The sequence below is a fragment of the Pseudoclavibacter sp. RFBA6 genome (assembly GCF_002931575.1).
Classification (GTDB): Bacteria; Actinomycetota; Actinomycetes; order Actinomycetales; family Microbacteriaceae; genus Pseudoclavibacter; species Pseudoclavibacter terrae.
In genome coordinates, this window is record NZ_PSUA01000012.1 from 153,776 (window position 1) to 178,984 (window position 25,209).

Consider the following 25,209-nt stretch of genomic DNA (forward strand, 5'->3'; position numbering starts at 1 on the left):
TAATAGGTGAGGAGCAACGATGCGTTTCACTACAAGCGACGCCGTCGGCGCTCCACCACTGAGTATGTCAGAACTCAGCGGCGGGCGCGCGACGTGTTCGCATCAGAGCGAGGATTTCTCCGTGCGCACGAGGATCGCGCCGGAATCCGGGCAGATCACGACGTCATCCGGCGCGGCGCGGCGGATCTTCTCGAGCTCCGGCCGATCGAGCGCGACGTTCGTGCCGGTCGTGATGATGCCGATGAGCTCGGCCGCGCCAACCCCGTACCGCTCCCGCTGCTTCTCGTAGAGGGCGACGAGATCGGTCGGGAGCGTGGCACGCACGCTCTCCCGCTGTTCGGCGAGCACGCGATACTCGCCCTTCAGGTTGTCACGGGCGGCATCCCGCAGCACCGTGAGCTCGGTTGCACGCTCCTCGACTCCACGCTGCGACTCGAGCGCTGCCTGGTGAGCGGCGGTCTGCTCCTCGACGCGCTGCATGACCTCGAGTTCGCCATCTTCGAGGATCGAGCGACGGCGCTGGAGCACTTCGATCTCGCGCTGCAGCGCCTCGATGTCCTTGCGGCTCGATGCGCCCTGCAGTCGCTCCTCGTCTCGTTTGAGACGCGCCTCGACGGTCGCCACATCTGACTCGATCTTGCTGAGCTCGCTGCGGGAGTCCTCGAGCTGGCCGAGCAGCCGAACGACCTCGGCGCGATGCTGCGTCCGCTCCTCGTCGAGGGCGTTCAGGTGATGCTGCTCTGGCAGGTTCTTCGCGACGTGCTGCACTCGTCGACGCTTGGTGTCGACGTCGGCGAGTTCGAGCAGACGCCGCTGGTCCGCCTCGCTGGCCTTCATGCCCGGCCCGTGTTCGTGTCTTGGATGACGTTCATAGTGCTCTCATTCTGTCGTGAAGTCGCGCGCTGCCCGCACAGGGCGCGCTCGCGTGCGCGGAGTCGACTACTGCGGGATGGCGAAGTCCCAGGGATCCGTCCGCAGCTCCGAGACCTCGACCTCCACCTCGGGGAACGCCTCCCGGAGCTCTCGCGCCGCGTGATCGAGCCACAGCCACTCGCTCGCCCAATGCGAGGTGTCGATGAGCGCCGGGCCGCTCCCCCTCGCCAGGCTCTCTTCGAGAGCCTCTGAGGCGGGGTGATGCCGGAGGTCGCTGGTGATGTAGACATCCGCGCTCACGACTGCCGGCTCGCTGAGCAGCGAGTCGCCGGCGCCTCCGCAGAGCGCGACGGTCTCGACGACTCGGTCGAACGCGCCCGCGGCCCGGATGCCCGTAGCGGTCGCCGGCAGAATGCTGGCGACTCTCCGAGCGAGCGCACCGAGCGTCATCGGCTCCGGCAGGACGCCGACGCGGCCGAGCCCGCGACTCGGGTGGTCGGTCGACACGACGATGGGTACTGCACCTTCGAGGCCAAGCGCCGCGGCGAGCGCTGCGGAGGTCCCGGTCTCAACGACGTCCGCATTGGTGTGAGCCGCAAGCAAGGCGCACTGGGCTCGGATGAGGGTCGCGAGGAGTGCCCCCTTCGCCGTCGTCTCGGCGACGGTCGTGACACCGCGCAGGAGCAGCGGGTGGTGCACGAGGAGGAGGTCGGACGAGGTGTCGACCGCCTCGCCGACGGTGATCTGCGTCACATCCACCGCCAACAGGATCCGGGTGATCGTCGCCTCGGGTGAACCGGACACCAGTCCGACGGAATCCCAGGCTTCCGCCCCCGCCGTCGGCCAGCTTCTCTCGGCAAATTCCAGGACATCGCGCAGTCGGGTCACCATAGGGCGATCCTAGCTGCGGTGATAGGGCCAAGCAGTGGACTTTCCGCGTAGAGTGAGCAGTTCATTGCTCCTTTCCCCCGGCAGTCCTGCTCTCAGAGTTTCCCCCAGGAGACGTCTTGTCAGAACAACAGCGCGACGCTGTCGCGAATCCCGCGAAGCGTCCGACTATTCGCGATGTGGCAGCGGTCGCTGGCGTCTCGAAGTCGCTGGTGTCACTCGTCTACAGCGACCCGGAGAAGGTCAGCGAAGCCCGGAAGGGGCGCGTCCTCGCCGCCGCCGAGGAGCTCGGCTTCCGCCCAAATCTGCTCGCCCGTTCCCTCGCTACGAATATGAGCGACTTCATCGGCATCCTCGTCGCCGACCCCGTGAATCCGGTCTTCGCCGAGATCATCGACGCCGCGAGCCTGGAGTTCGACCGGGCGGGGCGCCGCGGTCTGATGACAACCGCCGTGCTGCCGCAATCCGGGACCGTTCGTCTCCTGAACGAGGGGACGATCGCGACGCTCAGCGATCTGCGTCCCCGAAGCGTCCTCATCGCCGGCTCCCTTCCGGACGTGACGTCACTCGGCTCGCTCGCCGAGGACCGCCCGGTCGTCGTGGCTTCGGGCCTGGCGGAGGGCTTGCCGAGCGCGGGCAGCGTGCGAACCGACGACAGGAAGGGGCTCGCCCTCCTCATCGAGCACCTCACGAGTCTCGGGCACAGTGACATCGCGCACCTCGGCGGTATGACGGCCGTCGGTCGCAGCCGAGCGGACGCCTACGAGGAGGCCATGACCAGGCACGGGCTCGCACGTCACGTGCACGTGCAGGACAGCGACTTCACGGAGCTCGGCGGCTACGTGGCCGCGACGAGTCTGCTCTCTCGCGAGAACCGACCGACGGCCATCATCGCGGCGAACGACCTTGCGGCTCTCGGAGTGCAGCGCGCCCTCGATGAGCGGGGGCTGACCCCGGAGGACGTGGCACTCACGGGGTACGACAACTCGTTCCTCGCGTCGATAGCCGGAGTCTCGCTGACCTCGGTCGACCCGCACAACGGCGTCATCGGACGAGAGGCTGCCCGTTGGCTCATCGAAGCCGAGGCCGGCAACGACTCGCTGCCGCATGAGTTGCTCATCGAGCCGCGCCTGGTCGTGCGACGGTCGTCAGGCTCCGGCATCTGAACGCACTGGCGTCTGACGGGCGACCGGTCACCCTGCCAGGAGGACTGCCTGCTACCGCGTGAACGTGACTCCCCAGGAGGATGTCCAGACCTCGCCCGGTTCGATCCCGATGAGGGCGGTGCCGGAATTCAGGGCGTCCGGCGGTGCCGTCATTGGCTCTGCAGCGAATGCGAGGCCCGTACCCCCGTGGTGCCCCTCGGGTCGAGGGAAGTCGCTCGGCGTGTAGAGCTGGACGTACCGGAAGTCGTCGTCGCCCCACAGCTCGAGGCGGGCGCCCGATCGGGACGAGAGGGTGACCAGCGTCTTCTCGCGGTTGCGCCGGACCTTGAATGCGTAGTTCAGGTCGAGTTCTCGGAGCTCGCGACCCGACGTCAGGTCGAACTCGCCTCCGGTGACGACGGGTTCCGTGCCGATGGGAAGCAGGCGATCGTCGAGGAGGACCCGCTCGGTCAGGTCAGACGTGACCACGAGGTCGCCGATGGGCTCTTCGCCCAGTCGGAAATACGGATGCGCGCCGACCGCGAACACCGCGTCCTGGGCCCCGAGATTGGTGACCTCGTGCGTGACCTCGACCCCGTGCTTGGTGGCCTGATAGCGGACGCAGTGTCGGAGGGTGAACGGCCATCCGTGCTGGGGGTAGACGGTCGCCCCCAGCTCGATGCTTGAGGCGTCCGCGTCGAGGACCGCGTACTCGGTGTTGCGGAGCAGGCCGTGCGAGGCGTTGCCCTTGCTCGGCTCGGTGATGTCGAGCTGCTGAGTCTTGCCGCCGAAGCTCCATCTTCCGTCGCGGACCCGGTTCGGCCATGGGAAGAGGGTGATGCCGGCCCCGAACGGTGGAAGGACGTCGTCGGCGAAGTCCTCGACCAGCTGCACGCCGTCGACTTCGAGGGAGCGAAGCACTGCCGCGACGGTGCCGACCGCCACGCGGACACGCGCATTCTCGAGCTGGTGCTGAACGCCGGTGACGGGTGGGTGCATGCCTCCACCGTAGCGCTCGGAGCCCACGGTCACCGGCCGCGCGACCAATCGCGCAGGACGGCCCGCGCGGCGTGCATCCCCGGCATCCCGTGCACTCCTCCCCCAGGCGGGGTGGACGAGGAGCAGACGTAGAGTCCTCTGCGTCCGGCCCGGTACGGGTGCAGGGACGGCGCCGGCCGGAAGAGCTGCTGCGTGCCAGCGAGCGTCCCTCCCCCGATATCGCCACCCACGAGGTTCGGGTTCCACGCCTCGAGGGCGGTCGGCGACCACTCGCGGCGCTCGAGGATGACGTCGGCGAATCCAGGTGCGAAGCGCTCGATCTGCGCCTCGAGGGCGGCCCGCGCGCCTTGTGCGCCTCCGTTCGGCACATGGGCGTAGGCCCACAGGACCTGCTTGCCGTCGCGAGTTCGGCTCGGATCGGCGTTCGACTGCTGCGTCACCATCACGAATGGGCGGTCGGGCATGCGTCCGCGATTGACCGCCCGCTCGGCAGCGACGATCTCCTCCATCCGCCCACCGACGTGGACGGTGCCTGCACTCGCGACGCGCGGATCCGCCCACGGCACAGCGCCATCGAGGAGGTAGTCGATCTTGTGCACGCCGACGCCGTACTTCCAGTTGGCGAGATGAGCTGCGTAGCGCCCCTCCAGCTGTCCGGGGGCCACGCTCAGGATCTGCTTCGGAGTGAGATCGAGCAGCACCGCGTCGGCCTCTGGGAGGTCTCGAAGATCCGTGACCTCGGCACTGGTCTCGATGCGGCCGCCGTGGGCGAGCAGGACTCGGGCAAGTGCGTCCGTGATGCTCGCAGATCCGCCGCGCGCGACGGGCCAGCCGGTACTGTGCGCGAGGGCCCCGAAGGCGATTCCGAACGCCGCCGTGAGAGGCCGAGTCAGCGGCAGGGTCGGATGCGCCGACGACCCGGCGAAAAGCGCCTTGGCGGCTCCGCTCTTGAAGAGCAGACCGGCGAGCGTCGCGGCGGGCAGCGCGCCCAGCAGTCCGAGGCGGGCCATGTCGACCGGATGCGGGGGGATCCGCAGCAGTGGGCCCATGGCGTTCTCTACGGTCCCGAAGGGACGGTGCGAGAAGTGCTCGTGCAGGAGTCGCCAGGCAGGCCCGTCGACGCCGAGCTCGTGCACGGTCTGCTCGATGTCGCGGTGCAGCATCGCGGCCCTGCCACCGGGCAGCGGATGGGCCATGGGGATGTCCGGCTGCACCCACGTGAGGCCGTTCCCTTCGAGATCGAGCTCACGGAAGATGGGGCTCGCGATGCCGAAGGGGTGAGCTGCCGCGCCGAGATCGCTGAGGTAGCCCTCCCCGAAGAGCTCGGCAGACCTCGCAGCACCGCCGACGCTCGCATCGCGCTCGTAGATGGTGACGTCGACACCGCGCTTGGCGAGCAGTGCCGCTGCGGTGAGACCGTTCGGACCCGCGCCGACGACGATCGCGCGGCGATTCATGGCCTGGAGTCCGCCTTGTCCTGCTCGAGGAAGCGCTCCTCCACGGAGTCTTGGCTGATGCTCTGGAGGAGGTCGATCTGCGCCTGCGAACGCGCCAGGAGCTCTTCGAGTCCGGAGCGCACAAGTCGCGGGTCTCTGGGCTGCATCGCGATGAGCGCCTCCCACATGGACAGCTTGGCGCGGACCATGCCGGTGAGCATGTCCAGTTCGAGCTGGGTGCTCGGTCGACGGCGCAGGCGGAGGAGGTTCACGGGGTTGAAGGTACCCGCGAGACGTGCGCCGTTGGTGAGCCACAGCTTGAGGAAGGACTCCTGGTAGCCGAGCCCTTCGATCAGCGTCTTGAGGTCGCGCCGGTCTGCGGCGATGTGTGCCACGAGTACGCGCATGGTCTTCTCGTGGGGCGTGCCCGCCCAGGTGGCAGTGGCGGACTTGAAGGCTTTGAGGCCAGCCTCGGAGGCAAGGAGGTGCGCGTTGAGGTAGCCCGCGTAGACCTCGTGGTCGAATCCTCGTGGTGATGTCATCGGATGCTCCTGACGATCGTCGTGTCTTGATTCTCTCGTGGTGTCTGTTCCTCACCGCAAAGACGGCTGAGGAATGCCGCGAACCCTCCTGGGGTGCGTCCGGTCGTGCGTGCAGAGGTCACGACCGGATGCCTGGCGCTCGAGCGGACGACGCCGCCGAGGCGCGAGACCGCCGAGGCGAGCTCGACGTCCTCGTGCTCGCGCAGTGGGGGGTACTCGCCGGCCTGCAGGTAGGTGGAGGCTCGGACGCCGAGGTTCGCGGCGTGGATGTGCGGGTGCCCCTCTTCGAGGACGTACTCCTCGAGCCATCTGGTCTCGAGCTCCGTGTTCCGAGAGTCGCCACTGTGCGCGAGGAGCACCGTGCCGAGCAGCAGGTCGGCTCCGTCGTCGGCGAACTCGAGCTGCCCGACCAGCCAGTCCCTCGGGACGACCGAGTCCGCATCCGTCGAGGCGATCCAGACAGTGTGGAGTTCGAGTGGGGTGTCTCCCGAGTGGGCTGTCGACAGGGTGAGTGCGGTACGGACACCGTCGCGTCTCGCGCGGCCCACGGAACCGTGGGCGCGTTCGATCAGGTGGATGCGGGGATCGCGGTTCGCGGCGCGCTTCGCGATTTCGAGACTCGAGTCGCTGCAGGAGTCGAGGACCAGAACAACCTGAGCCCGCACCTGGAAGTCTCGCTGAGCCCTGCCGAGGGCGTCCATCGCTGTGGTGAGCGCAGCGAGACAGGTCTCGAGTGTGCGCTCTTCGTCGCGTGCCGGGACGACGATGCGCACGTCGCGGATGCGGGCTTCCTCGCGGACGCCTCGTGGTCGCGACGTGGAGCTCACGACTGCTGTTCCTGGGGTAGGTCGCTGTCGACATCCCAAGCCGCCGTCGCAGTCATGGACGGGCTGGCGAAGCAGGAATTCCCAGCGTCGTCCCCGTTCTCGTAGATGTCGATCAGCGTCTCCTCCTGCGAGTAGGAGGCCAGGCGGCGCATGCCGAGACGGGCGGTCAGCGAGTGCACGCGATCTCCGTCGAGCGGCCAGCCGACGATGGGACCACGCCAATGGCACAGCACGAGCACTCCCGCTGGGGCCAGCGCCCGCCGCGATCTCGCGATGAGCTCGCACAGTTCGTCCTCGGCGAGGTAGTAGCCCGTCTCGGAGAGCACCACGAGGTCCAGCTGCCCATCCGCCACGTCGAGCGCGGCCCAGTCACGTGGGAGGGTCGCGAGGACCAGATCGACGTGTTCGGTGCCCGTGAGTCTCTCCCCGGCGAGCTTCAACGCCTCAGGGCTCGCATCCGCGGCCAGGAGTCGGGAGCACCGGCCCGCGAGCTTCGCCGTGCTCTCCCCGATCGAGCAGCCGATCTCGAGGCCCTGCTCGTAGCGATCGGCCGGCAGCATCGCGAGCAGCAGGTCGAGCTTGCGCAGCTCGTACCAGCTCGAACGGAGCTCCCACGGGTCGTCGGCATCGACGTGGACTTCGTCGAAGGCCAAGCGCGCGGAACCGGAGTCTCGGGTGGCGGGAGCCGTCACCCGGAAGACCTCGAGGTCACGCCGGAAGTGCTGCAGGTGCGCTTGACTCAGCACCGGCTCGTCCCCTGCCGCGTCGGAGAGGGGACGCACCTGTGACGCGTGGGCGAGGATAGCGCGGTCTTTCGCCTGAGCGGTCTCCGGGGCGAGCGGGAGGCTCCGCCAGTGGCGCCACTCCGCATCCGTCTCCGGGTCAGCCCAGTGCCAGAACCAGATCGGGAACTCCAGCAGCACCGCATCGGCGTCCAGTGCGGCCCGGGCCAGCGCCTCACCGACGGCGTCGTGGTCGGCGTGCCCGTCGCGCCGGTAGGGGGCAGCGACGATCAGCCGTTGCTGCGAGGCGTGGCGCAGCGTCGATCCTGCGGCCGCTGCGATCTCGTCCACGGCGCCCGACAGCTGCCCATCGGGCAGTCTGAGTTCGGCGAGATCGAGTCGACCGACTGACCGTCCCGCCAGGCGGGCGATCATCGCCGCGCCCTCGTGCAGCTCGCGAAGAGCTGCCCCGAACTCAGCGCGTCTGAGTTCGCCAAGCCTCTCATTGCAGACGCTCGGCGACTCCGGATGGGATGCCTCGCCCCTGGTGCACAACAGCACGCTCACGTCGGCGCCCACGGCGAGTGCGGAGACGACGAGCCCTGCGGCGCCGAGGGACTCGTCGTCGGGATGCGCCGCGCCGACCAGCAGCAACGTCTCCGCTGCGCCCTCCTGCGGGAACAGCTCAGCGTCGAGCTGCGGCAGACTGGTGACGCCGGCCTCCAGCCAGGCGGCCTCGGGAGTACCCCACTGCAGGTGCGTGAACGATGGCTGCGCGGCGCCGATCACGAGGCTCCTCCCCCGGAAGATGTCCCGTCGCGTTCTGCGAACAGAAGTTCGGAGAGAGACCGCCCGCGGGCCGCGTCATCGCGCGCGCCGTGGTGCTGCCGGAGGTACATGGTTAGGTCCGCGACGCGCCTGGCGTGGACGGGGTGGAAGGCGAGGGGCGCCGGTCCGAGCGCCTCCCCGCAGAGCGCGAGGAGCCGTGTGCATCCGCTCGCCGTGTTCCCGCGCACCCGCTGCGCCAGCCCCCAGTCCGCCGTCCCATCGTCGATGCGGTCGGCGGCGTCCTCCAGCTGCACGCGGATGCCGTGCAGCAGGCGGTCAGCTTCCCCCAGCCAGGCGTACCCAAGCTGGTCCGGCTCACGAGACCGCGCCGAGCTCTGGAGCGCCCGACCGAGCGCTACCGCGGCACCGAACCAGACAGCGGCCACACCGATGCCACCCCAGGCGAAACCCGGACGCGAGGTGTACCAGCCAGCGCCGCCGCCGATGGTCCACGCCGACGCGGCATCGAGTTCCACCGCCCCGCTCGGCACACCCCTGAGGCCGGTGAGGGGCGCGCCCCCTTCATGAGGAATGACGGCGTCCTGGTCGAGGTCGAGCACGAACATCCACTCGCCATGCTCGTCCGACGCCGTCACGAGCGCGCGGTCGAGGCTCGCGGCAAGCGAGCACCACCGCTTCGTACCTGAGAGGGTCGCGCGACGCGGCGTGCTGTCGACGCTCTCCGCCGACTCCTGTTCCCAATGGACCTCGACAGGCGACGCCGAGGCGAAGACACCCCAGCTGGTCCCGGGGTCGACGGCAGAACCGGACTGGGCCATGATGGCCGCGGCATCGAAATGCGGCTCGATGGCTCGGGCGGCGGTCAGATCGAGCGCCCCGAAGCTGGCGAGCAAGCCGAACAGCGACCGCGTCCTGCCGTCGCCGGGAACGGGCGGCGGGGGCGAAGCGCGCAAGGCGTCGATGAGCGGCGCCGCATCCCCATTGCACGAGCCAGCCACCGCCAGGAGCGCGGACGAACCACCCCAGAATCCAGGTTCGACATCGAGGCCCTGGAAGCTCTCAGACACGTGCTCTCCTTCCCGAAGTCCATCGCGCGGAGCCGACACATGGCCCGAACGTGGCACGCTACGCACGTCGACCGTGAGTCACCGGGAGGGTTGACACCGGTCCAGCAACCCACTAACCGCGCGCGCTCACGAGGACCGACAGACGCCCAGGCACGCGGAGGAAATTCCCACGGAGTCGGCCGCGACGTCCCGTAGCGTCGTCAGCCTCATGACGAAGACTCCCCCCGGACTCCCCCTCCGCGACTATGCCGCCCTCGGCGACGGCCGCACCGTCGCCCTCGTCGCCCCGAACGGTCGGGTCGACTGGCTGCCCCTCCCGAACCTCGACTCCGTCCCCGTCTTCGCACGCATCCTCGACGAGGAGACCGGCGGATCCGTCGAGCTCGTCCCTCGCGAAGCCTACGAGTCCTCACGCAGCTACGTCGAGAAGACGAACGTGCTGGAGACGACCTTCACAACCGCCAGCGGCGTCGCACGTGTCACGGACGCCATGGTCACGGGTGTCGCCGGACGCCTCCCCTGGGCCGAGTTCGCGCGCCGCGTGGACGGGCTCGAGGGGGCCGTCGAGTTCACCTGGCGGATCTCGCCCGGAACCATGCTCGGGACCAGATCCCCGTGGCTCGACCGGGTCGGCGAGCACACCATCATCCGCTGCGGTCAGCTGTCGATGGCCGTCGTCGGCTCGGACCACGGTCCGGCCTCCTCCGACCCGACCAGCGCTGACCCCGCCGAACTCCACGGCCATTTCGCCACCACCGCGGGCTCACGGCACCTCCTCGTCCTGACAGCGACGGAGGGTGAACCGCTCCGTGTGCCGGATCCCGCGAAGGTCGATGAGGGCATCGACCGGACCATCGACAGCTGGCTGACCTGGTCGGACGAGTTCTCCTACGAGGGTCCGTGGTCCGAGCAGGTCCAGCGCAGCGCTCTCGCCCTGAAGCTCCTCATCCACAGCCCGACGGGCGCCATCGCCGCGGCCGCCACGACCTCCCTGCCCGAGAACCCGGCTGGCGGCAAGAACTGGGACTACCGCTTCGCCTGGATCCGCGACCTCGCCTACACGGCTCACTCCCTGACCTGGTTCGGACTCCGGGAGGAGACGCACGCGGCGATCTCCTGGCTGCTCCGGACCATCCGCGAACTGGGGCCGGACGTCCTCGTGATGTACTCCCTCGGCGGTTCGACCTGCGCCGGTGTCGTCGAGTACGACGTACCTGGCTGGCGCGGCATCGGCCCTGTCGTCACCGGCAACCCCGCGCAGGGTCAACTCCAGCTGGGCATCTACGGCGACCTCATCGCCATCAGCCGCACCTACGTCGACGACGGCAACTTGCTGGACGTCGAGACAGCGCGCCTGCTCGCCAAGGTCGCCGACAAGGTGTGCGACGAGTGGCGGAGCCGCGACGCGGGGATGTGGGAGCTCGAGGACGAGCAGCATTACACGTCCTCGAAGATGGGGTGCTGGCAGGCGCTGACCGACGCGATCGCGCTGGCGGATGACGCGCACATCAACGGCGACGTCGCTCGCTGGCGAGCGGAACGCGACCGTATTCACGACTGGACCGACGCGCACTGCTGGTCCGAGGACCTCGCGAGCTACGTCATGCACCCGGGGTCGGACCGCCTGGACGCCTCCGTCCTGCTGCACGCGCCGAGCGGGTTCGACCGTGGCCAGCGCATGTCATCGACGATTGACGCGCTGACGAGGGAACTCGGTGCTGGCCACCTGCTCTACCGCTACTCCGGTGTCGCCGACGAGGAGCACACGTTCGTGGCCTGCGCATTCTGGCGCGTCTCCGCACTCGCTTGCGTCGGCAGGCACGACGAGGCGGTCGCGGCAATGGGAGCGCTCGTGACGCAGACCAACGATGTCGGTCTCCTCGCCGAGATGGTCGCCGCAGGCGACGGGGCGTTCTGGGGCAACCTCCCCCAGGGGCTCAGCCACCTGGCGCTCATCAACGCCGCCCTCATGATCAAGGACCTGGCACCGAAGGAGGCCCACGATGACCAGTGAACCGAGCATCTTCCGCGAGCTGCGCTCCGTGCTCGTCGAGAGCATCTGGTGGGATGCGCGCACCGACGAGCTGGCCTGGGTGGACATCACCGCAGGGACCTTCCATCGAGGTCGACTCGACGGGGCACGCGACGGCAGCGACGACCGCGTCGTCGAGCTTCCCGCGCCGGTCAGCGCGATCCAGCCAGCACAGGGTGACGGGTTCGTCGCCTCGCTCCGAGACCGCATCGTCGAGCTCGACGCCGACGGGCGCCTGACGAAGACCCTCGCCTCTGTCGAGCACTCGCACGGTGGCATCCGCTTCAACGAAGGCAAGGTCGACCCGTTCGGACGATTCGTCGTCGGCTCCATGAACACCACGTCGACGGACCCGGATGGCGCGCTCTACACGTTCGATGCCGACGGCACGGTGCGGATGCTGCTCGGCGGGTTCCACACGACCAACGGCCTCGAGTGGAGCGACTCCGGCGACACCGTCTACGTGACCGACACCTCCACGCAGACCATCTACCGCGCGGCGTACGGCCCCGGCCCCGAGGACCTCGGCGAGCTCGAGCCGTTCATCCGCGGTCGGAACTCGGATGGTCTGGCGCGCGCGGTCGACGGATCGTTCTGGAACGGCATCTACGGGGCCGGGTGCGTTGCGCACTGGAGCTCGGACGGGCACCCACTCGGGGATCTGAGCGTTCCCGCCCCGAACGTGACCTCCGTCGCATTCGGCGGCGAAGACCTGTCGACGCTCTTCGTCGGCACGGCGCGCGAGAACCTGACGGAGGAGGGCCTCACCGACGCACCGCTCAGCGGTTCGATCTTCGCGTTCGAAGACACCGGGCGCGGCCGAGCGGCCCACGCCTTCGGAGCCACAAGCCAGTCTCGCTGACCCCGGCCAGTCCTCTGGCCGCCAGCACACCATCACCGAACGATCGACACGAAAGAGACAGACATGGATCTCGGCATCACCGGCAAGAAGGCACTCATCACAGGCGGCGACTCGGGCATCGGCTGGGAGACGGCAAAGCAGCTCCTCGAAGAAGGGGCGACCGTCGTCCTGAGCGACCGAGACGGGGAGTCGCTGGCGGAGGCCGCGGCGAAACTGGACGCGCCAGAGGGGCGCCTCTACTCGCACGCCGCCGACATCACCAAGCTCGACGATCTCGCGGAACTCCACGGCTTCGTGCAGGAGCACGTCGGAGACATCGACATCCTCGTCCAGTCGGCCGGCATCACCGGCGCGCAGGGACTCTTCCACGAGATCGACGACGAGGGCTGGACCAAGACCGTCGAGATCGACCTGCTGGGGCCGGTCCGCCTCGTCCGCCAGTTCCTCCCATCGCTCCGCAAGGGTGGCTGGGGGCGCATCGTCTTCCTCGCTTCCGAGGATGCGGTCCAGCCGTACGACGACGAGCTGCCCTACTGCGCGGCCAAGGCGGGCATCCTCGCGCTCTCGAAGGGCCTGTCCCGCAGCTACGCCTCCGAGGGGCTCCTGGTGAACGCCGTCTCCCCAGCCTTCATCTCGACGCCCATGACCGACGCGATGATGGAGAAGCGCTCGAACGAGCTCGGCACCAGCTTCGACGAGGCCATCGAGTCGTTCCTCGACGAGGAGCGCCCGTACATGGAGCTCGGCCGCCGCGGCGAGGCGCATGAGGTCGCCTCCGTCATCACTTTCCTCTGCTCGGACCGAGCCTCCTTCGTGAACGGCTCGAACTACCGGGTTGACGCCGGCTCGGTCGCCACCATCTGAGCGTCGTCCACTTCACGCAGACCTTCTTTCCCCCACCGCACGAACGATCAAACGAACGAACAGGAGTCGAACATGGCAAATCAGTACACCTTCACCGACCCGACCAAGCTCTACAGCGAGATCGAGCCGAACAGCGACGACCAGACGGAACCGGGCCTCGACGCGAAGCTCCGCGACACCGCTGACCTCGGTGAGAGCACCTACGAGGGGTCCGGCCGACTCAAGGGGCGCCGCGCCCTCGTCACAGGTGGCGACTCCGGCATCGGGGCTGCAACGGTCATCGCATTCGCACGCGAAGGCGCCGACGTCGCTCTCGCCTACCTGCCCGACGAGCAGGAGGATGCGGACCGCATCACGGCAATCGCGCAGGACGCCGGCGTCAACGTCGTGCAGCTGCCGGGTGACCTGACCGACGAGAAGTACGTGAAGGGCCTCGCGGATGCTGCCGTCGCGAAGCTCGGCGGACTCGACATCCTCGTCAACAACGCTGGCAAGCAGATCTACAACGAGGACCTGACGACGCTCACGAGCGAGCAGTTCGACGAGACGTTCAAGGTCAACGTCTACGCGATGTTCGAGATCTCGAAGGCCGCGATCCCGCACCTGCCGCCGGGGTCGACGATCATCAACACCACTTCGATCCAGGCGTACTCGCCAGCTCCGATCCTCGTCGACTACGCATCGACGAAGGCGACGATCAACGCGTTCACGAAGGGGCTCGCGCAGCAGCTCGCGCCGAAGGGCATCCGCGTCAACGCGGTCGCGCCCGGCCCGATCTGGACGCCCCTCCAGGTCACGGACGGCCAGCCGCCGGAGAAGGTCGAGCAGTTCGGCGAGGACACGCCGCTCGGGCGCATGGGGCAGCCAGCAGAGCTCGCGCCCGCGTATGTCTTCCTGGCATCACCCGAGTCGAGCTACGTGCTCGGAGAGACGCTGAACGTGAACGGCGGCATGCCCACGCCGTAGCGCTCGACTGATTCGTCGACGTCGGACGCCCGCGCCTCAGGCGCGGGCGTCCTCGCTTGCATCCGTCGGGCACGTGAGCGTCACGGTCGTGCCCGTCTCGTCCGTCTCGAAGCGGATGCGCGTATGGATAAGCGCCGCCCGCCGCCGCATGGAGGCGATGCCGTGGGTTCGCGCCCCGAGCTCTTCCAAGGGCGCGGGGGCACCGTGCCCGTCGTCCGTGACCGTGAGGACCAGCGTCGAGGGCCGCCAGATCAGCACGACGTCGATCCGACTCGCCCCCGCGTGACGCCTCGCGTTCCTGATCGCCTCGACCGCGATGGCATGCAGTTCCTCCGCTGCAGGCGCGGCGACTCGCCCCCTGGTGCCGATCTCCGTGACCTGCACGGGCGCCAGGACCGGCAGCTCGTGGCCCGCGTACTCGAGCAGCGAATCCGGGAAGTCCTGCGGTACCGGGTGCTCGAGGTCCCAGCTCAGCGCGTCGACGAGTGCCGCTGCTCGAGCGGGACGGTCACCGGCCAGCTCGGGCAGGATCGACTCCCGAAGCTGCCGAGCGAGGCGGAGCTCTGCGACGCGCTCAACTCCGGAGAGCTGCCCACGGAGCGTCTCGGCGTAGGCGAGCGCACCCGGGACGAACCTGCCGAACACGCTCGAGTGCAGTACCTGGGCAACCGTCACCGTCGGCACGGGCATCCGGGAAGCGAAGGCGGGAAGGGCGACCTCGAAGAGGACGTTCGCTGATACGAGAGGCTGGGCAGGGTGCAGGCCCTGGGCGAGCAGCACGTCGGCCGTCGCCTGCATGAGGCCGAGGTCCAGCGATGCGGGGGCTTGCAGGTACCCGAAATCGCGGAGTCCAGCGAGCCTGGTCCAAGCCTCGGTGAGGATCTCCACGACGTGGGCGCGGAAGACGGGATCGAGGTCTCCATCTTCGACCGCCGCATCGCCGCGTTCCGAGAGCAACGTCATCGCGGCCTCGAGGACCTCGTCGATGGCGTCGGCGAGGTCGGGCTCCGCCACGTCGGCGTCGGTGGCAGAGCGTTCGCGAAGGGGGAATTCGTCGGTCACGCAACAGATCCTACGAGCGCGGGTCGCAGTCCCGTGCCAGCCTCGCGGCCCTAGGCTGACGCAGATGACGGGCACGGCGGAGCACCAGGCGTCCACGACGGCACGGCGAGTCGTGGGCGTGATGCGGATCGGCGTCGGTCTCGCCGTCATCTCGATGCTCGCCTCCACCTACGTCGGCCGCATCGGTGTCGGCGACAGCAATCCGTTTGATTTCTTCGGCTACTTCACGAATCAGACGAGCCTCATCGCGAGCGGACTCCTCATCGCTGCGGGAGTGCTCGCCATGCTCGGGCGCGACGCTCCCGCATGGCTCGCGGTTCTCCGCGGCGTCGCAACGAGCTGCATGATCATCGTGGGCGTCATCTACAACACGCTCGTGCCTGGGACCGGTTCTGCGCCTCCGTGGGTGAGCGCCATCCTGCACGTCGTATTCCCGGCCTACATCGTGCTCGACTGGCTGCTCGTCGGCGACCGTCCTCGACTCCCCTGGAATCGGCTCTGGGTCGTGCTCCCCTACCCGCTGCTCTGGATGCTCGTGGTGCTGCTCCGAGGGGCGACGGACGGCTGGGTGCCATACGGGTTCCTGCTGCCGGAGCACGGGCCGGCTTCCCTGTTCCTGCACGTCGCGGGCCTGCTCGGTGCTCTTCTTGTGGCGGCCGTGCTCGTCTGGTGGGCGAGCCGCTTCCGCGGGTACGTGCGCGGCTGAGTGCGGGCACCGCGGTCCTCCCGAGCGAGCGCGAGGCGCGGCAGTCCGGCCGATCGCCGGCGGCGCTATATCGCCGATCTGAGCCACAAGACGGCGGACCGCACGTCCTCGGCAAGGCCGAAGGCCAGCTCGACAGCCCGCTCGACGGTGCGCGAAGCGACGTCCGGCACGAAGAGCCAGAGAATGCCGAAGGTCGCAGCGAGCGTCACGAGCGTGACCGCGAGCAGGAATGCGAGCGCGGCGAGCCGCGGGTAGCGCAGCGAGGAGGTGACGGGCTTCGCCTGCATCCACCAGACGGGCGCTCGCCTCGCGACGGCTGACCGCGCCGATCTGCTCGCGCTGGTGCGGCCGCCCCTGGCCGGCGGCGTGCTCGCACGTCGAGGCGGGCGTGGCCTCGAGGTCGCGGAACCCGAACGGGGCGCGACCCGCTTCCGGCCTGGACCAGCAGTCGTCGGCGCGCGCTTGGCGCTGTCTCTTCCGGCGCGGGAGCGCTTCTTGGGCGACGGGCGAGTCACGGGCGATCCTCCGGGTCGGGAAGACTTCAATCTATCCGGCCGCAAGGGCCCGAACGGCTACATTCCGGTCACGGTGTCCGGGAGCCATGCAGGGCCGGTTGCTACCGTGACCGCGATGTTCTCGGACTGGAAGCGCAAACGGGCCGCCCGGAGGGTGACGGCCGGCGATGGCCACGAGCTCAGGCGGTATCGGTGGTGGCAGCCCTTCTCACGTGCCCTGTTCCACCTCCGGCTCGTCGAAGGCGACGGCGTGCAGCACCTCTGGTCGGTGGACGTGAAGCTCTGGGGAGACTCCGACGGCGAGGTCGTGGCGGGCCTCTACCGGGATGGGCGCCATGTGGCGCAGTCGAAGCTCCCCGCCGTGTTCCAGGCCCCAGGAGGCACGATCGAGGTCGTCACCAGCGGCTACGGGCTCAAACGCTGCCACTTCGTCTCGGCGGAGGGACGCGAGCAGCAGCTCGCGCCCGACCCTGGCTCCGCGGAGGGGCGCAGAGCGCGACTGCAGCGGGACCGGCCCGGGCTGAGTCGCTTCATCGGCATCGCGTCTGTGAGCATCCTCGTCGTCGCGCTCGTGCTCGGCGTGCCGCAGATCGCAGAGCAGCTGACGAGCATCCCGCCGATCTCGGATCGGTTCGGCACCTTCTCCTCGCCGATCCATCTGCCGTCTTGGCTCAACATCTCCCTCGTCGTCGCGAGCCTGGTGGCGAGCACCGAACGCGCGCTGCGCCTCCGGTACAACTGGGTGCTCGACGGTGGGCTGTTCGACGGCGATGACTGATCGACACTTTGGTTGTGCACAATTGAATTGTGTGCAATGCTTGACGCATGCCCGTTACCGACGACATGATCTGCTTCTCGCTGTACGCGGCGAGCAGGGCGACATCGCAGGCCTACCGCAAGCTCCTGGAGCCGCTCGGCCTCACGTACCCGCAGTACCTCGTGCTCGTCGTGCTCTGGAATGACGGCCAGCAGTCGGTGAAGACGCTCGGCGAGGTGCTCCAGCTCGACTCGGGCACGCTGTCGCCACTGCTCAAGCGCATGGCCGAAGCCGGCCTGATCTCGCGCGAGCGCCGCTCGGGTGACGAGCGGGTCGTCGACGTCGACCTGACCGAGCGAGGCGTCGCACTCCGCTCCGAGCTCTCGCACATCCCATCCCGCATCGCCGCGGGGACCGGTCTCGGGAGCGAGGAATCAGGCGCCGCGCTGCTGCGCACCCTCCAGCACCTGACGGAGACCATGCAAGCCACCGCCGCTCAGGCGGACGCACAAGGAAAGAAGGACTAGCTGTGGACGTGCTCTACACCGCGGAAGCTCTCTCGACCGGCCAGGGCCGAGACGGTCGCGTCGTCTCGAGCGACGGCACCGTCGACCTCACGATGGCCGTACCCAAGGAGATGGGCGGGTCGGGTGCCGGCTCGAACCCCGAGCAGCTGTTCGCCGCCGGCTACGCCGCCTGCTTCCACTCCGCCCTGAACGCCGTCGCGCGAGGCAAGAAGCTCGACCTCGGCGACTCGAGCGTCGGCGGTCGCGTGCAGATCGGGCCGAACGGCGAGGGCGGGTTCCAGCTCGCCGTCCTGCTCGAGGTCGTCATCCCCAACCTCGGACACGACGAGGCCCAGGCGCTCGCGGACGCGGCGCACCAGGTCTGCCCCTACTCGAACGCCACCCGCGGCAACATCGACGTCACCATCACGGTCTCGGAGGACTGAACATGCGAACGATAACCCACCCCACCTTCGGCGAGCCGCAGGACGTCCTGACGGTCGAAGAGCAGGAACTCCCCCAGCCCGGCCCCGGCGAGGTGCGCCTGCGCATCCTGCTCTCCCCCATCCACAACCACGACCTCTGGACCGTGCGCGGCACCTACGGTTTCAAGCCCGAGCTGCCCGCACGGGCCGGCACGGAGGCGGTCGGAGTCGTGGATGCACTCGGCTCCGGCGTCGATGGCCTGAGCGTCGGCCAGCGGGTCGCGACCGGCGGATCCTTCGGCGCCTGGGCTGAGTACGTGACCACCCCCGCCGCTGGCCTCATCCCCGTCCCGGACAGCGTGCCGGACGAATCGGCCGCGCAGCTCGTCGCGATGCCGTTCAGCGCCATCAGCCTGCTCGAGTCCCTTGGCCTCGAATCCGGCGACTGGCTTGTGCAGAACGCGGCGAACGGCGCGGTCGGCCGCATGGTCGCCCAGATCGCAGCGGCCCGCGGCATCAACGTGGTCGGCCTCGTGCGTCGGTCCGAGGGCGTCGACGAGCTTCGCGAGCAGGGCATCGAGCGCATCGTCGCGACGAACGTCGATGGCTGGCGCGATGAGGTCGAGGCGATCACCGGGGGCGCGCCCATCAAGGTCGGCATCGAATCCGTCGGCGGCAAGTCGGCCGGGGAGGTGCTGTCGCTCCTCGCGGAGAACGGCGAGCTCGTCGTGTTCGGCGCGATGGCCTCACCCACGCTCGAGCTGTCGTCTGGCGACGTCATCTTCAAGCAGGCGACCGTCCGTGGTTTCTGGGGCAGCAAGGTCAGCCAGTCCATCGACGCCGGCCTCAAGCAGCGCCTCTTCGGCGAGCTGCTCCAGCACCTCGGCTCGGGCCAGCTGACACTCCCCGTGGCCGACGTGTTCCCCTTCGAGCAGATCACGGACGCGGTCGAGGCGAGCCTCGCCTCCGGCCGAGTCGGCAAGGTCCTGCTCCGCCCGTAGCAGCTCGAGCATCAGCTTCTCGAACGCCCCGTCCTTACAGGACGGGGCGTTCTGCACGGCGCTCCCTGGATCTGCTCAAGCTCGGCGGCCATCCTGAACGCATGTCACATCTCGCAGACCTCCTGGCGCCGAAGCTCCCCGCCGGCATGACCATCCCAGAGCCGCTCGAGCGCGCGTGGACGTGGATGGAGAAACGGGGCTGGGGCTTCGAGAACAAACACGGCTACTTCCTCACCCCGTATGCCGGGACCGCACAGCTCGGCATCGTCTTCTCCCCCACCGAGTCGCTAACCGGCTGGTTCGAGCCGGGCGAACCCGGCCACGACCGCCTCTTCCCGCTCGGGCAGACAGACGGGACCGGCAGCTTCGCCGCGCTGTGGCTGGATCCGTCGGACACGATCCGCTTCGTCATGCTCGGCTCCGAAGGCGAGCGACTCTCTCTTGCCGACGATGCCGTCGACTTCCTTCGACTGCTCGCAGTCGGCTACCTGGAGCTGAACGACTACGCGCTGGCGGAGGAACCGTCGGAGGAGGATGAGGAGTCCGTTGCAGCGCTCGCCCCGTTCAGGGCGTGGGTCGAGACCGAGTTCGGTGTCGACGCGCACGCGCGCTGGGAGACTCACGAGCCGGACCCCTTCGACGCGTGGGTTGCTGAGGTCAAGAACGAGGAACCTGAGCCTTTCCGCGCCGCCACTCCGTTCGTCGCCCCAGAGGTGAACACCAGCGAGGTGATCGCGGCGTGCCTTGACCTGTTCGAGGAAGCGCGCATCGAGGGAATCCAGTTCGGGCGACTCAGGGGCTTTCGGCGGACCACGGCCGCGTGGGGGCACGAGCTTCTGGTGATCGAGACGAAGGAACCCGGAAACTCAGCCGACGTCGCGACGCTTGCGCGGCTCATGAGCGATGTGCGTGCCGCCTTCGCGACGCGGTGGGGACCCCCTCGAGCCGAGGCACCCGCGGCCGGCTCGTGGGCCGCGAACAAGATGGAGGTGACCTGGATCCAGCACGTCGACCTCTGGCCGGTCACCGACGACATCGTCGTGGCCCTGTTCACCAGCGCGGAAGAGGGCCTGCAGATCGCCGCCGTCGTCTCGCACGAAGCGGTCGATGGCCAGGACAGGTACTGACCCGATGGCGACCATCTCCACCGCAGGTCGATCACGCTTGATGCTCGGGCTCGCTCGCCACGGCCTCGGCCTCGGCCTCGGCTTCGGCTTCGGCGAGACCCGCTATCGCTGGTGCGGCGCCGAACGCGACTGGTCAGCCGAGTCGACGCTGCGTTTCGACGCCGCCGACCTCCGCCCGCAGACCGGTGGCTCCGGCGCCCTTTCGCTCGCGGAGTCCATGAGCGCGTTCCGGGATGCTGGCGCTGAGGTCTCGATGGCGTCCCGGTTCACGAGCGGCCGCAACCGGTCCTTCTCGGTGGCGGTCAGCGCAGGGAGCGACGAGTGCGTCCTCGCCAGCAGCGTATGACGAAGCTCACCTATACGGAGGTCGGGGCGACGGCAGGGGAACTGCCTGACGGCTACCATCACGTGCGCGAGTCGCTCGTGATCGGTCACGGGCGGGAGGCGTTCGAGCGAGCAGCAGACGACCTGCTCGCGGGCCGCGCGCAGAGCCGCGCCGGCGCCTCCGTCGACCTGTCCGACGTTCCGCTCCGTGAGGGCTCGCTCGTCGTCATGCGGATGCGCGTCGGCCCACTCAGGTTCAGAATCCCGTGCCTCGTCGTGTGGTCGGAACGCACGCCCACCACGTGCGGGTTCGCCTACGGAACCCTGCCGGGGCATCCGGAGCGAGGCGAAGAACGCTTCCAGCTCGTGCTCGCCGACTCCGGCGAGGTGGTCTTCAGCATCGTCGCCTTCTCCAGGCCGGGGCGCTGGTTCACGCGCCTCGGCGGCCCACTCGCACGCTCCGTTCAGACGCGGATGACGCGCCGGTACCTGGCGGCGTTGGCCGTGGACGCGGAACGAGGGACCTGACGGGAGCCCCCTCGGGAGGTCGCAGACTCTCATCCTGTCGCGGAGCAGCAGGTCCGACGTCGGTGACGCACACGTGTGGAGCGGCCCTGGGCTTCGTCGATGGTCGTCAGGCCTGTTGCGGGACCCCCAGTCGCGCCCTCACCTCGGGAACGCGCCAGTCGGTGGTCGCGATCTCCTCGCGCAGCGTCTTCCGAGGTCTTCCTCTGCGGTTGACGAGGACCTCGAGGTCGATCGTCGTCGACTCGGTGATCGCATCGATGACGACGCCGACGCCGGGCAGCGACCCCATGCCCGAGTCGATCATGGCGAGCAGCGGCGGACCCTGCCGCTTCGAGACCGCGTTCGCATCCGCCCCGCCCGCGACGAGCCGCGCGACAAGCGCAGCCTCACCGTCGAGGTCGTGCTCGCGGTTCGAGAACAGGAGGTGCAGGGCGTTGAGACCGGACGAGAGCGTGACGGATGCGTCAGCGCCATCGTCGAGCAGCCGCTCGGCGATGCGCAGGCGGGCCGCGAGATCTGGATTCAACATCACCCGCAGCAGCGGCGTGTCGCCGGTGGACAGCGAGAACGTCGCTTCGTCGGGCGTGTAGTCGGCGAGGAAGGCCTCGAGCGAATCCTCCTCGGCGCGATGTGCTCGGTTCGGCATGATCGCCTCCACGACGGTCGAGCCCTGCTGTTGTTGGGTGCGAGCCTAGCGAAGACGGGAGAGCGGGATCTGGCAGCCCGTTGCCCGTACTGGCTTCGTCGACGGTGCGCGGGCGAGGGGGCGGACCGACCCGCACACAGGGCGATCGTCACGACTCATCCGCACCGGGTGGGGTCCTCCCCGGCCGGCCGGACGTCGAGGCTCTCGGAGTCGGGACGTTCGGCTGGCCGAGGAGATCGTGGTGGTTGTGCCGGGGAAGACAGACCCGCGGCCTCCCCCGTCACGCCAGCGCTAGCTGTGTCGGCGACGCAGCAGCAGGACAAGCCCGCCGAGCCCAGCGATCGCGACCGCGGCGATCGTCAGGAACGGCAGCCCTGTGCTCCCTGTCGTGGCGAGTGACTCGCTCGATTCACCGTCGACGGGAGCCGCTGGCGCGGGCGTCGCAGTCTCGACGGGGCTCGGAGTCGTCGACGGTTCAGGCGCAACGGTGGGTTCCGGTTCCTGCGTCGGCTCGGGCGCGACGGTCGGTGTTGTCGACGGAGTTGCCGTAGGCGTGGGCTCCGGGCTTGCGGGTGTCGGCAGCGCTGCGGCGGCCGCCAGGATGAGCTGCTGCGTCTGCTCGACGTTCGTCGCCCGGTTGGCGGCGAGGTTGGCGTAGTCGAGCACGGGAACGTGCAGGTGGCCGCCGGCGACGTCCTGACGGTCCAGGCCGACGCGGAGACGGTTCGCGCGGTACATGCTCTCGTTCGAGAGGTAGTCGCCGCCCCCACCGCTCACTGCGAAGGATCCCTCGGGCGGCGCCGTCGGGTCGTTCGTGCCGACACACTGCGCCTCGTCATCCCGAGCTTCGCTGAAGGAGTAGCAGAAGGCGTTGTTGAGCTGCACCGGGAACGGGCCCGTCTCTGCGGCAACCATCTCTTCGAACGGCAGCGTCGTCTCGATGAACTGCGCACCGTCGACGGTCTGCGGCCACGCCGCCGCATCCGGTGCCTCTTCGAGAGCACGCTCGTCGAGGTTGTCGACGCCGCCGCCGCGCCAGCTGCTCGCCCAGCGCTCGATGTCGTAGCCGGTGCGGCCCTGGCTGATCGTCATCGCCATCTGGGGTGACGCGGCACCCGCAAGGAACTGCGGACCGTAGGCGTCCTCGACGATTCCGCCGTCGAACCGCGACCACGTCACGGGCAGCACGACGGCCTGGATCTGCACCGGACCGGAAGCCGTCTCGATGACACGGCCGGAGAGGGAGAGGGCAACGGCACCGGAGGGGTTCGAGCGCTCGAGCAGGGCGGGAAGCTGGAACGGGTCGAATCCGCTGATCATCACCTTGGTGACGCCAGGGTCCTCGTCGAAGCCGAGCTCGAGCAGGCCGCGAGTCGCCTCCTCCAGGCTGTGCAGCAGGTCCGTGAGCTGCTCAGGCGAAACGGCGGCGGAGACGGCCCAGTCCTTGACCTCGGCGCGCATCGCGAGCCGCGCCCAGTAGAGGCCGCGGTCCTCATAACGGGTGGCTGCTCCGACGTCTTGAGCGTTCTGGACCGCGATGTCCCAGATCTCACGACCCGTCTCCACGATGAGCGTGTCGGCGTTGTCGGGTGCGGTCCCGGCGAGCGTGGCGGAGAAGTTGTCGAGCGCGGCCTCAAGCCCGGTGGAGGCGATCATCTGAGTGGAGAAGGGAACGGTCTCGCCGGGGAGCGTGGCGCTGAGACGCAGTTCCTCCGCGTCCAGTTCGGTGCTCTCGAGGCGGGGGTCGGGTGCCGCCTGCGCCGGCGACGCGAGAACGGTGGCGAGGATCGCCCCGGCGCCGAGTGCGGCGAGGAGTCGTCTGGTGACGCGTGTCATGGTCTCGTGTCCTAGGTGTGGGGCGTCGGACTCATGGTGCTCCGGCGCCGTCGGCAGAGGGATGGGTACACCGCGGGTCGCACTCAGGGATCAAGATCGCCGTTGCGAACACTCGGGTATCAATCGACCCTATGTTGTTCAACACGACGACGGGGATTGTTCACGTTTAAGGCGTGTGAACAGTTGCTGAGTGGACGCGGGCCCACGATGGCGATCCATGACGGCACGGAATGCGGCGAGCGCGGTCTTCCTGTGGCCGGCTGGCGAGGCGGGGTGGGCATCTTTGCTGCGTCCGCAGGTTGCGGATACGCACCGCCGAACGCCGCCGGTCAGCTCGGGTTCGGCAACTGGACCTGCATAGGAGAGATGTCGACTTCGACATTGCCGAAGATGAATCCGTCAGGACGAGCGAGGCCACCGTCATAGAGCTCGATCGGGAACGTGAAGAGGGAGGAGAGCGACACTCCGGTCCAGAGCACGATCACGATTGTGAATAGGATCGCTGAACGAGTGAACTGGCCTCGAGCGTCTGCGAGGATCGTTCCCCGCCGAATGAGCACGGTGAGGATGCTCACGCATCCGAGCGCCAGCGCCAGGTATGCGAACGGACTGGGCTGCAGCGTCATCGCGAGGCAGTTGGGGACCTGGTCCGTGATCTCCCCATTCGCGTCGAGAGAGTCCCCAGCCCCGGTCACACCACCCGCGCAGTAGCTGCGCGAACCACCGCTCGCGATGGTGTGGAACAGGGCGATCGCGAGGATCCAGAGGATGTAGCGGCGTACTTCCACGATCCACCCGCGCCCGATCACGGCGTCCAATTCGGGAGGTGCTGCTAGCTCTGAGTTGGGGTTTGCGGTCATCTGTACCTCGCTTCGTTCGCCTGTTCTCCGTGCACGGGTGACGCGACCACGCTCCCAATCGATCCTGGACGCCTCCCGGGTACACGTGTGGCCGTATGGAGGGCGATCGCGGTGAACGATCCGCCATCGTGACTATCGGGTTCGGAAGAGACAGCAGGCTTCGCCGGGGTCACATCAGCGGGTCGCGAGGATGCGGAACCCCGCACTCGCACCTCACGCGTCTGAAGGCTGTTCGGCGGGGGTTTCCGTCTGCGGGGGTCGTGGTGAACGGCAGCGCGCCGGTGCGGATAGGCCGTGGATTGCGCGATGCCGGCAAGCACTTCCCTGCCGTCGGCGAGCGTGGCGAAGACGTCGACGTTCATCGTCGGGGTCTCATTCGTTCGCCGAGGAGCTCGTCCGCGCGGAGGCGGCCGACATCTGAGTTGAGGGGTTCGGCAGCGTCGAGGATGCCTTGCTCGATACCAAGAACCACGATGACGCGCATGAGAATCTCACTGGAGACGCTGCCGCCGCTCTCGATCTTGCGGAGGGTGACCCGTGTGGTGCGCGCGCGCTCCGCGACCTGCTCGGCGGTGATGCCGCGCAGCTTCCGCCAGCGACGCAGGGAATCTCCGAGCGCGGCAAGCGCGCGCTCTTCGCGACTGCGGCGCTGTGGTCGCGCAGGATCGGGTTCCGCCACACGGGTATGGCAACACCTGTATCCATTAAGGTCTCGAATGGACAGCTTCATTGCCACGAATCCAGGCCAAGCGGTTCACCAGACGCACAGAACCTCCGCGACCGCACGGGTCTTATGGAGGCCTCGGCGGCGCGGTGAGCACCATCGTTGCAAGACCGAGGGTCGAACACAAGGCGACCGGAATCTCACCGGAATTTGACCGCCTGATCGAGAGCCTGGGACCGA

Annotated in this window: 27 protein-coding genes; 13 read left to right on the top strand and 14 right to left on the bottom strand. The window is 68.6% G+C overall.

Annotated features, from left to right (window positions below):
• Window positions 1-102: 102 nt before the first annotated feature.
• Window positions 103-837 carry a zinc ribbon domain-containing protein gene (locus C5C17_RS10630; RefSeq protein WP_104253355.1) on the bottom strand — a complete coding sequence of 245 codons (735 nt, stop codon included), beginning with the start codon at window positions 835-837 and terminating at the stop codon, window positions 103-105.
• A gap of 102 nt (window positions 838-939) precedes the next feature.
• Entirely contained in the window at window positions 940-1,764 is an 825-nt protein-coding gene (locus C5C17_RS10635) for a Nif3-like dinuclear metal center hexameric protein (protein WP_104253356.1), read from the bottom strand.
• A 116-nt stretch (window positions 1,765-1,880) separates the two neighbouring features.
• Between C5C17_RS10635 and C5C17_RS10640 the strand changes: the two genes are divergently transcribed.
• A complete protein-coding gene (locus tag C5C17_RS10640) occupies window positions 1,881-2,927 on the top strand; it encodes a LacI family DNA-binding transcriptional regulator (RefSeq protein ID WP_104253357.1) in 1,047 nt (348 codons plus the stop codon).
• 51 nt (window positions 2,928-2,978) lie between these two features.
• Here the strand turns inward: C5C17_RS10640 and C5C17_RS10645 are convergent, their stop codons facing one another.
• The 6 genes from C5C17_RS10645 to C5C17_RS10670 are packed head-to-tail and all read right to left on the bottom strand — an operon-like array spanning window position 2,979 to window position 9,288.
• Window positions 2,979-3,905, bottom strand: a complete 927-nt coding sequence (locus C5C17_RS10645) for an aldose 1-epimerase family protein (protein WP_146079140.1) — start codon at window positions 3,903-3,905, stop codon at window positions 2,979-2,981.
• A gap of 29 nt (window positions 3,906-3,934) precedes the next feature.
• Window positions 3,935-5,362, bottom strand: a complete 1,428-nt coding sequence (locus C5C17_RS10650; protein ID WP_104253359.1) for an NAD(P)/FAD-dependent oxidoreductase — start codon at window positions 5,360-5,362, stop codon at window positions 3,935-3,937.
• Window positions 5,359-5,883: a hypothetical protein gene (locus tag C5C17_RS10655; protein ID WP_104253360.1), complete on the bottom strand. Its 525-nt coding sequence runs from the start codon at window positions 5,881-5,883 to the stop codon at window positions 5,359-5,361. The genes C5C17_RS10650 and C5C17_RS10655 overlap by 4 nt, the downstream gene beginning before the upstream one ends.
• On the bottom strand, window positions 5,880-6,710 hold the full coding sequence (locus C5C17_RS10660) for a glycosyltransferase family 2 protein (RefSeq protein ID WP_181028552.1): 831 nt from the start codon (window positions 6,708-6,710) through the stop codon (window positions 5,880-5,882). The genes C5C17_RS10655 and C5C17_RS10660 overlap by 4 nt, the downstream gene beginning before the upstream one ends.
• A complete protein-coding gene (locus C5C17_RS10665; RefSeq protein ID WP_104253362.1) occupies window positions 6,707-8,221 on the bottom strand; it encodes a bifunctional PIG-L family deacetylase/class I SAM-dependent methyltransferase in 1,515 nt (504 codons plus the stop codon). The genes C5C17_RS10660 and C5C17_RS10665 overlap by 4 nt, the downstream gene beginning before the upstream one ends.
• Complete coding sequence (locus C5C17_RS10670) at window positions 8,218-9,288, bottom strand: acyl-CoA/acyl-ACP dehydrogenase (RefSeq protein ID WP_104253363.1); 1,071 nt, start codon at window positions 9,286-9,288, stop codon at window positions 8,218-8,220. Before C5C17_RS10670 ends, C5C17_RS10665 begins: the two co-directional genes overlap by 4 nt.
• A 208-nt stretch (window positions 9,289-9,496) precedes the next feature.
• Here C5C17_RS10670 and C5C17_RS10675 point away from each other — a divergent pair, with 208 nt between their 5' ends.
• The 4 genes from C5C17_RS10675 (at window position 9,497) to C5C17_RS10690 (ending at window position 14,012) form a co-directional block, all read left to right on the top strand.
• A complete protein-coding gene (locus tag C5C17_RS10675; protein WP_104253364.1) occupies window positions 9,497-11,302 on the top strand; it encodes a glycoside hydrolase family 15 protein in 1,806 nt (601 codons plus the stop codon).
• Window positions 11,292-12,182 (top strand): SMP-30/gluconolactonase/LRE family protein, encoded by an 891-nt coding sequence (locus C5C17_RS10680; protein ID WP_104253365.1) that lies wholly within the window; start codon window positions 11,292-11,294, stop codon window positions 12,180-12,182. The genes C5C17_RS10675 and C5C17_RS10680 overlap by 11 nt, the downstream gene beginning before the upstream one ends.
• Before the next feature lie 63 nt (window positions 12,183-12,245).
• Window positions 12,246-13,046, top strand: coding sequence for an SDR family NAD(P)-dependent oxidoreductase (locus tag C5C17_RS10685; protein ID WP_104253366.1), 801 nt, complete (start codon window positions 12,246-12,248; stop codon window positions 13,044-13,046).
• A gap of 72 nt (window positions 13,047-13,118) precedes the next feature.
• Entirely contained in the window at window positions 13,119-14,012 is an 894-nt protein-coding gene (locus C5C17_RS10690) for an SDR family oxidoreductase (RefSeq protein ID WP_104253367.1), read from the top strand.
• Window positions 14,013-14,048: 36 nt separating this feature from the next.
• On the opposite strand, the gene C5C17_RS10695 is transcribed toward C5C17_RS10690, so the two are convergent.
• Window positions 14,049-15,074 (bottom strand): sensor histidine kinase, encoded by a 1,026-nt coding sequence (locus C5C17_RS10695; RefSeq protein WP_104253368.1) that lies wholly within the window; start codon window positions 15,072-15,074, stop codon window positions 14,049-14,051.
• Between the two features lie 64 nt (window positions 15,075-15,138).
• Between C5C17_RS10695 and C5C17_RS10700 the strand changes: the two genes are divergently transcribed.
• Window positions 15,139-15,780 (top strand): Pr6Pr family membrane protein, encoded by a 642-nt coding sequence (locus tag C5C17_RS10700; RefSeq protein ID WP_104253369.1) that lies wholly within the window; start codon window positions 15,139-15,141, stop codon window positions 15,778-15,780.
• Window positions 15,781-15,845: 65 nt separating this feature from the next.
• Here the strand turns inward: C5C17_RS10700 and C5C17_RS18370 are convergent, their stop codons facing one another.
• Window positions 15,846-16,295, bottom strand: a complete 450-nt coding sequence (locus C5C17_RS18370) for a hypothetical protein (protein ID WP_146079141.1) — start codon at window positions 16,293-16,295, stop codon at window positions 15,846-15,848.
• A gap of 115 nt (window positions 16,296-16,410) precedes the next feature.
• Between C5C17_RS18370 and C5C17_RS10710 the strand changes: the two genes are divergently transcribed.
• The 7 genes from C5C17_RS10710 (at window position 16,411) to C5C17_RS10740 (ending at window position 20,963) form a co-directional block, all read left to right on the top strand.
• Window positions 16,411-17,073, top strand: a complete 663-nt coding sequence (locus tag C5C17_RS10710) for a hypothetical protein (protein WP_104253371.1) — start codon at window positions 16,411-16,413, stop codon at window positions 17,071-17,073.
• 47 nt (window positions 17,074-17,120) lie between these two features.
• Complete coding sequence (locus C5C17_RS10715) at window positions 17,121-17,579, top strand: MarR family winged helix-turn-helix transcriptional regulator (RefSeq protein ID WP_181028553.1); 459 nt, start codon at window positions 17,121-17,123, stop codon at window positions 17,577-17,579.
• Between the two features lie 2 nt (window positions 17,580-17,581).
• Window positions 17,582-18,004 carry an organic hydroperoxide resistance protein gene (locus C5C17_RS10720; protein WP_104253372.1) on the top strand — a complete coding sequence of 141 codons (423 nt, stop codon included), beginning with the start codon at window positions 17,582-17,584 and terminating at the stop codon, window positions 18,002-18,004.
• A gap of 2 nt (window positions 18,005-18,006) precedes the next feature.
• Window positions 18,007-18,984 (top strand): zinc-binding dehydrogenase, encoded by a 978-nt coding sequence (locus tag C5C17_RS10725; RefSeq protein ID WP_104253373.1) that lies wholly within the window; start codon window positions 18,007-18,009, stop codon window positions 18,982-18,984.
• Between the two features lie 101 nt (window positions 18,985-19,085).
• Window positions 19,086-20,111: a hypothetical protein gene (locus tag C5C17_RS18600; RefSeq protein WP_181028554.1), complete on the top strand. Its 1,026-nt coding sequence runs from the start codon at window positions 19,086-19,088 to the stop codon at window positions 20,109-20,111.
• Between the two features lie 4 nt (window positions 20,112-20,115).
• Complete coding sequence (locus C5C17_RS10735) at window positions 20,116-20,457, top strand: hypothetical protein (protein WP_104253374.1); 342 nt, start codon at window positions 20,116-20,118, stop codon at window positions 20,455-20,457.
• On the top strand, window positions 20,454-20,963 hold the full coding sequence (locus tag C5C17_RS10740) for a DUF1990 family protein (RefSeq protein ID WP_104253375.1): 510 nt from the start codon (window positions 20,454-20,456) through the stop codon (window positions 20,961-20,963). Before C5C17_RS10735 ends, C5C17_RS10740 begins: the two co-directional genes overlap by 4 nt.
• Before the next feature lie 106 nt (window positions 20,964-21,069).
• Here C5C17_RS10740 and C5C17_RS10745 read toward each other — a convergent pair whose 3' ends face one another.
• The 4 genes from C5C17_RS10745 to C5C17_RS10760 form a co-directional block, all read right to left on the bottom strand.
• Window positions 21,070-21,609 carry a hypothetical protein gene (locus tag C5C17_RS10745; RefSeq protein ID WP_104253376.1) on the bottom strand — a complete coding sequence of 180 codons (540 nt, stop codon included), beginning with the start codon at window positions 21,607-21,609 and terminating at the stop codon, window positions 21,070-21,072.
• A 291-nt stretch (window positions 21,610-21,900) separates the two neighbouring features.
• Window positions 21,901-23,445: an LPXTG cell wall anchor domain-containing protein gene (locus C5C17_RS10750; protein WP_104253377.1), complete on the bottom strand. Its 1,545-nt coding sequence runs from the start codon at window positions 23,443-23,445 to the stop codon at window positions 21,901-21,903.
• Between the two features lie 329 nt (window positions 23,446-23,774).
• The gene (locus C5C17_RS10755; protein WP_146079142.1) at window positions 23,775-24,305 is read right to left on the bottom strand and encodes a hypothetical protein; all 531 of its coding nucleotides are present in this window, start codon (window positions 24,303-24,305) and stop codon (window positions 23,775-23,777) included.
• Window positions 24,306-24,663: 358 nt separating this feature from the next.
• Window positions 24,664-24,984: a helix-turn-helix domain-containing protein gene (locus C5C17_RS10760; RefSeq protein WP_258066167.1), complete on the bottom strand. Its 321-nt coding sequence runs from the start codon at window positions 24,982-24,984 to the stop codon at window positions 24,664-24,666.
• Between the last annotated feature and the right edge of the window lie 225 nt (window positions 24,985-25,209).